This window comes from Pedobacter sp. 05L430 (assembly GCF_056397585.1).
In genome coordinates this window covers 1-6,218 of record NZ_JBFTNT010000352.1, presented here as the reverse complement: position 1 = coordinate 6,218, position 6,218 = coordinate 1, and the positions used below count along the sequence as shown (strand labels likewise).

Annotated in this window: 6 protein-coding genes; 1 reads left to right on the top strand and 5 read right to left on the bottom strand. The window is 37.5% G+C overall.

Features of this window, described 5'->3' with window-relative positions; translation table 11 throughout:
* Positions 1–95: 95 nt before the first annotated feature.
* Positions 96–1,250, bottom strand: coding sequence for an S-methyl thiohydantoin desulfurase domain-containing protein (locus AC1DG9_RS24480; RefSeq protein WP_288879647.1), 1,155 nt, complete (start codon positions 1,248–1,250; stop codon positions 96–98).
* Between the two features lie 78 nt (positions 1,251–1,328).
* Here AC1DG9_RS24480 and AC1DG9_RS24475 point away from each other — a divergent pair, with 78 nt between their 5' ends.
* A complete protein-coding gene (locus AC1DG9_RS24475) occupies positions 1,329–1,988 on the top strand; it encodes a hypothetical protein (protein WP_288879645.1) in 660 nt (219 codons plus the stop codon).
* A gap of 93 nt (positions 1,989–2,081) precedes the next feature.
* Here the strand turns inward: AC1DG9_RS24475 and AC1DG9_RS24470 are convergent, their stop codons facing one another.
* The 4 genes from AC1DG9_RS24470 to AC1DG9_RS24455 all read right to left on the bottom strand — a co-directional run.
* Positions 2,082–4,610 (bottom strand): hypothetical protein, encoded by a 2,529-nt coding sequence (locus AC1DG9_RS24470; protein WP_477635412.1) that lies wholly within the window; start codon positions 4,608–4,610, stop codon positions 2,082–2,084.
* A gap of 20 nt (positions 4,611–4,630) precedes the next feature.
* Entirely contained in the window at positions 4,631–4,900 is a 270-nt protein-coding gene (locus tag AC1DG9_RS24465) for a hypothetical protein (RefSeq protein WP_337715850.1), read from the bottom strand.
* A 17-nt stretch (positions 4,901–4,917) separates the two neighbouring features.
* Positions 4,918–5,490 (bottom strand): hypothetical protein, encoded by a 573-nt coding sequence (locus tag AC1DG9_RS24460; protein ID WP_288879640.1) that lies wholly within the window; start codon positions 5,488–5,490, stop codon positions 4,918–4,920.
* A 221-nt stretch (positions 5,491–5,711) separates the two neighbouring features.
* A partial coding sequence (locus tag AC1DG9_RS24455) for a helix-turn-helix domain-containing protein (RefSeq protein WP_477635411.1) occupies positions 5,712–6,218 on the bottom strand: 507 nt, incomplete at its 5' end.

The window sequence follows — 6,218 nt, the reverse complement described above, 5'->3', positions numbered from 1 at the left end:
AAGATTTACAAAGGATTACAAAAGAATCAAATAAGGAAACCTCCCTATCAACCCCCTATTTGATCCTTATTAGATCCGTATATTTTTTATATAATTTATTTTACTAAAATTGGATTGGGAATTAATCTGGTCAGTAAATCTGCTAGTCCCTCTTCTGCTGGTAGCTGATAATTTAAACTGCCAAAATAAGCGAATTCTTGTAGTTGCTCTTTAAAAAGAAGTAAACGGTCTGGTTCTTTTAAAACCTCCGGGGCATCAATAGCCAGTACAAACACTTCATCTCCTTGTTTGATTTCGGCATTAGTTATTGCAGAGCCATCTGTTTTTAGATATGTTATGCTTATGGGGGCAGTTAATAATGCTCCTTGCTGATTGGAATTGTATAATATAAGATTTTCATTTTGTGCCAGTACACTGATTGTTCCTCCTGTTAGCACATCGGCGATAGCAGCAAGCGAATAGTCAAAGGCCCCTTCTTGTTTATTTTGTATACTTTGCACCTTGCCATGTCCTACTAGACAAGCTTTCTTTTCATTTACAAAATGAAAACATGCAGAATCAATCTGAAGCCCTTTCATTAGGCAATCCATCAGTTCTCCACAAGCCATAGCATAACTTAATGAATTCTTGATACTATGATTTAATAATTGATCTATCCTTGATGGCCATAGGGCTAAACTTCCGGAATTTCCAAATAGTGCAGATCCGGTTACAGGGCGAAGCATACTATCCATGTCAGCTACCTGATCAATTTGGAGCAAAAGAAAATCTCCCTTGTCATTTGCTATTACGGCGGGTGAGGGCGGTAATTTACCAAATGTTGCAAGAGATAAAACAGGGACTGCACGACCGGCGCCATCAATATCCAAAACCGGTACGCCGTAACGCGCGGCTACCACAAACGGCACTATACTATTCTCGGGGCCAGTTTCGATTGGCACAACAAAAGTTAGGTTAGTTCCTATGGTGCGTTTCAATTGCAGTGACAACTCGTTAAAAGCTGTAGCAATTGCCTCATGTTGTTTCTCCTCCTGAGCGGCATTGGCTCCTATGTCGGCAATTATACAGCCCATGGCAGAGGAATCAAAAAGATGGTCTTGAGCACTCAATAGCTGTACTACTCCCGAAGGTGCTGTTTCCACAATATAACTGGCTAAAGCGTAAGCCGCAGCCTTGTTCCCTCCACCTCCGCTGCCTATTAATGCTGCTCCTTCAATCAGGTAATAAAGTTTCTCAATGCCTATTTCCATAAAATGAATTTTTAACAAATTATATATTTTTTTTTACTACATGTGATGCTTTTTTTACACATTTGAATAAAGCTAATCATGGATTTATTTGTAGACAACAATTGGTACCTGCATTTCCGGGAAATAAAGGACGACTTTCAAACAGGTGACATATTACTAGTTCATGGACGTTATGACTTCAGCTTTGTTATTGAGGCTGTTCAATGGTCTCCATTTTCTCACGTTGGAATGATTGTAAGAGCCGAAGACATTGGACTTGCAGGCAAAACTCCTGATCTGCTCCTTTGGGAAGCAAATTCGCTAACTAATTTACCAGATGTCATTACTGGACAGGCAAAACCAGGACCTATGCTAGTTGATTTAGAACAGCGTCTTAGTGCAACGGCCAAAGACTTTGAAGATGTGAAATTTGCATTTAAACCGTTATACCTCCCAAAAGAAACAGCAATCGGAACTATTTTACAGCAGTTAATGCCAATTGTGAATCAAGCTGGTTTTCCATCTGATGAAGAAATGGCTAATCGCTTTGTTGAAGGCCGTTATTACAATAAAACGGCCCCAACGGATGCTTTTTTCTGCAGCGAACTCCTGGCCCATACATTCATGGAAATGGGCTTACTCGGAACCAAATATCCAATGAATGCTTATGCACCTAAAGACTTTTCTGATGACGGAATAGTACGTTTACACAAACGTGCTTATTTTGGCAACGAACGTTTCTTTAACATGCAATTATAAATGTTCTATATAGCGCCCGACAGGTAATTTGAAGGATAATAGCCAAAACCAATTTTATTGTGATCATTCAAATTCTTCAACGTTGTTTTTGGATTAATAACCGCATAAATCGAGGTGTACCCATCCACCAGTAAGCTTTCTAAAAAAGATGTTTTTACTGTAAAAATACAATGTCCTGCTCCGCGGGCGGGCAAACCATTTATGGTTTGAAGTTTTACACCAGTATACATAAGGTTTAACCGTATAATACATAGTTTCATTTAAGCCTGCAGGAGTAATAGACATATCAATATTTGTTGATTCTGTAAAATTGATAGCGTAATTAGAAGACTCACTATTACTATAAGTGTTGTCATAATTGTGATTGATACCTAAACTGAATCCACACAAAAAATCTGAAGACACATTTGCGGATTGCTGATTACTGATGTGAGTTGATTGATTTACTGATTTTTGTTCTGATTGGTTATTCGAATTAGACCAATTCGCACTTATAGAAGTAGGTTGACTGTCCACAGAGATAACTGCATTACAAAAGCTACCTTTCATAGCATCATAATCTTTAGGGTCTGCAGAAGGATAAGATAGAATATTACCTATTAAATGTGCCGGCTTATATAATGATGACAGGTCTTTTCCTGATAATGTTTTAATATTGCCACTTGATTGGGGGAAAACAACTAATATATGGCCTTTATGTACCCCATCTTTATAAACCGGATATTCCCATGTATTGAATATATTTACATTCAGGAGTATAACATCCTCTTTATCTGAGCTTACATTAAGAGAGGTGGTTATATCAGCAATTTTATCTGTCGATTTACTAAAATCCTTGCCATGAGTTTTATTAATCGAACTGGTAAAGGAGAATAAACTTGATATTCCTAAAGAACTGCCAAGACTGTCAGATGTACTATAAGAACGGTGAGTACTAAGCCCCATTGAGGTTGAATTCCCTTTGGTATCGCTAAATGAAACTTGACCGACACAATTAAATTCTTCGGTGTTTTGAAACTCTGAGGGTATGGGTGGGAAATTAATGATAGCAATAATCGAATTTACATCTTCAATTGTACTTTGTTTCGGGCTCCCTACACATATATTGGTTCCATTAAAATCGCCATGTGTGAGTTTAATTTTTAAATTTCCTAAATTTTTATTGCTGTCGTAAGCAATATTACCAGAAAACAATCCGGGTATTGCTGCTGGTTTTTCTTTATATCTGATGGCAAAATTAAGTTCCGGATCTACTTTTATTACACCCAAACTTACCCTTGCATAACCATTTTGTGGCATTAAAGATTTTTCGGCCCCCAATGCGGCAATAACAATACCTGCACCAATGTAATTATTATCGAGTCCCGGTGAACTATGATTTTCTAAATCTGCAATTGCCAACTCAAAATCAAAAGAAATAAAGTTGAATGAATTATCACCATACATTCGGCCTGTTGAAGCAGGACTTAACTTTAACGTATTCTCGAACCTATATACTTGCAAAACAAGATGCCCCTCTATCAATTCATTAGCAACCCTCCCAACTACCAGTTCTTCTACACCATCATCATTTATATCGCCTACTGCTGTTCTGATAAGGCCACCTTTTACTGCCAAATCTTTAGCTGCATCTACCATTTTTAAATCAAATTGGTTATTAGTTTTTTCAGTATTTGATTTATGACATTCCCACATCTGCAGCTGGGCTTTATCTGTTTCTTTTATTGCCCAACTCAAAGCCAACCCATCTCTAACAGTATTAGCAAGAAAAGCTCCTGATTTAACATTTAGTGTATAAGGAGAATAACCTTCATCTGTGGCTCCCACTATTGCTGAGCTTATAAGCTTACTCTTCTGATTAGCAATACAATATACGCTTACAAAAAGATTATTACCGTTACTGTCTTTTTTACCTTCATAAAAAATTGCTATTTCGTTATTTCTTTGCCCGGTAAAAGCACCAATCGCAATATCTGCTTTTTTACTTTCACTGGTCTCCGGTCCTTCAAATAAGAATGGCTCTCTTTTCGTATCATCAGCAATATTGTCGCAGGTCCATATTTTTACCTTGTTACTTTTATCAACCCATGCTATTATAGGTTTTTTTATTTCGCCTTCATCTGTATAACTACCCCATATAGTAGTCTGATCTCCTATTTCAGCTTCAATTATAAATCTGGACAACACGGCGTAGTTCGAAGTTTTCGCTCCTTCCTCATATTTTATAACTTCCAACCACAACTCATTCTTATCATTTAAATACGCTACTATAATTTCATCCTTTTTATTACCATCAATATCGGCACTAATTGTAACCATTTGCTTAAAATTACTTCCTCCCTCAATTGATAATGAAGTTTCATCAGAGATGGCCACTCCTGATCCGTTAGTTTTATCTGTATAAGGCTGTGCAGTAAACGACATCAGTTCCAGGTTGTTATTTACTCCCTGGAATGATGCCATTATGCTGTCTAATTTCACCACGGTATAATTGCCATTTAAAGGATCTGAAGTTTGGTCCGACCCACTGTTGGCTATTTTTCCTGGCGGGCGATCAATATACCTGTGTTTACTTATTAAGCCTGGTTTGTGTCTGAGCACAAAGTTATTTACTTTTTCCATTTCGATTGAAATTAGAGGGACTATACCCACGATATGTTTATCGTTTCCGGCCCCTGATTAATTATATGTACACTGGTGGTTCCATGTGGAATTGGCTGCCCCCCATTTCCAAAAATTTTATGGTTATTGGTTATCTGAAAGGTAACACTGCCGCCGCCACCGCCTGGTTTCATGAAAGAGACATGTACTTGAGTGCTTCTATTTTCCGTATGTGTTCCAGGAGCTACGGTTACTGTATGAGGTCCGTCAATCGTATGATTGTTATGAGCTGATAATGTTATTAGTGGCATAATTTTAAGGTTTAATTTTATTTAATATTATTGTTAACTCTATTTATAAAACTTTGAAATACCTGCGATGATTGATTATCATCTACCAAAGCTGTACCTACATTAATTGCTTCCTGATCGTCCTTACAAAAAGCCCTTATTTGTACTAGTTTCAGTTCGTACATCTGATATTTGCCATCATCTCCATCTTCGATATTATCACTAATTGAATGTGAATCATGGTCTATTAGTTTCCACTTATCCATGCCCGAATGCCAGAATATATAATATGGTAAAGACGATGGATGAATATCTGAGTTAGACCAACCGAGTTGAAAGTTGAGATAAAACATACCGGTATCATTGCTGCCGGAGGCAGTAATTTTACACGATAACGAGGTACTATCCAGATTATACCATACCTCTGCCTTATCATCTCCTGGCTCCTTGCCAAATCCCTGATTAAATTCAAAGTAAAACTGCTGAGCAGATTTTGCATTTACATTATCAGGAGGCCCCCAGGCATTCATTTGGTAACCAGGTCCTCCCTGAGTTTTTCTAACATTCATTGGAGTGCCATTGTAAATTCTTAGCATTGCACCTTGTCCCATAATTTTAAAGATTAAATTGTTAATTAATCAAGCTTCTGTTTAACAGCTCTCATGCTATTTCAAAAGCTCATTTGCTGTATATCAAAGTTGTGGAGAAGATGAAAAAATGGCTATCAGATAACGGACAATGACTCGAATATATCAGACAATTTTTACATGCGGAGCCCTCACGGCCTTAATATTCGGACATTTTCTCTCAAAAAACGGACAGGCAGTAAAACTTAATAATTTATCGCGCGCGTTTGTTTAATAAATTCTGAAGGTGTAATCCGGTATTGCTCTTTAAAACACTGGCCAAAATATGACACGCTTTCAAAGCCCGACATGTAGGCTGCTTCGGAAACAGAGAAACCTGTAGTTAGAAAAGCAGCAGCTTTTTTTAAACGATAATTCCGAATCAATTCGCTGGAAGCCATTTTTGTGAGGCTATTTAATTTGCGATTTAATGTTCTTGAACTCATGGCTAATTTATCGGCCAGATCGGAAATGGAAAAATCAGGATGATCCAGAAATTGATCWAGGATGTCATACAGCTTAATCAAAAAAGGATGGGTAGCCTCATCTGCCTTAAAATCATTCGTAGCGAATACATGTTTATGGTAGTATTCCTGAAGTGTGCGCTGATATTTGATCTGATTGTCGACCCTAAATTTCAGTTCGGACAACAGGAAAGGTTTCGTTAAATAATCATTGGCTCCCATGTCCAGACCTTTCAACCTGCTATCTAT

Bases quoted from the DNA above. Each gene is read 5' to 3' on its own strand.
- AC1DG9_RS24480 (WP_288879647.1), bottom strand. From the start codon at position 1,250: ATGGAAATAGGCATTGAGAAACTTTATTACCTGATTGAAGGAGCAGCA.
- AC1DG9_RS24475 (WP_288879645.1), top strand. From the start codon at position 1,329: ATGGATTTATTTGTAGACAACAATTGGTACCTGCATTTCCGGGAAATA.
- AC1DG9_RS24465 (WP_337715850.1), bottom strand. From the start codon at position 4,900: ATGCCACTAATAACATTATCAGCTCATAACAATCATACGATTGACGGA.
- AC1DG9_RS24460 (WP_288879640.1), bottom strand. From the start codon at position 5,490: ATGGGACAAGGTGCAATGCTAAGAATTTACAATGGCACTCCAATGAAT.
- AC1DG9_RS24470 (WP_477635412.1), bottom strand. From the start codon at position 4,610: ATGGAAAAAGTAAATAACTTTGTGCTCAGACACAAACCAGGCTTAATA.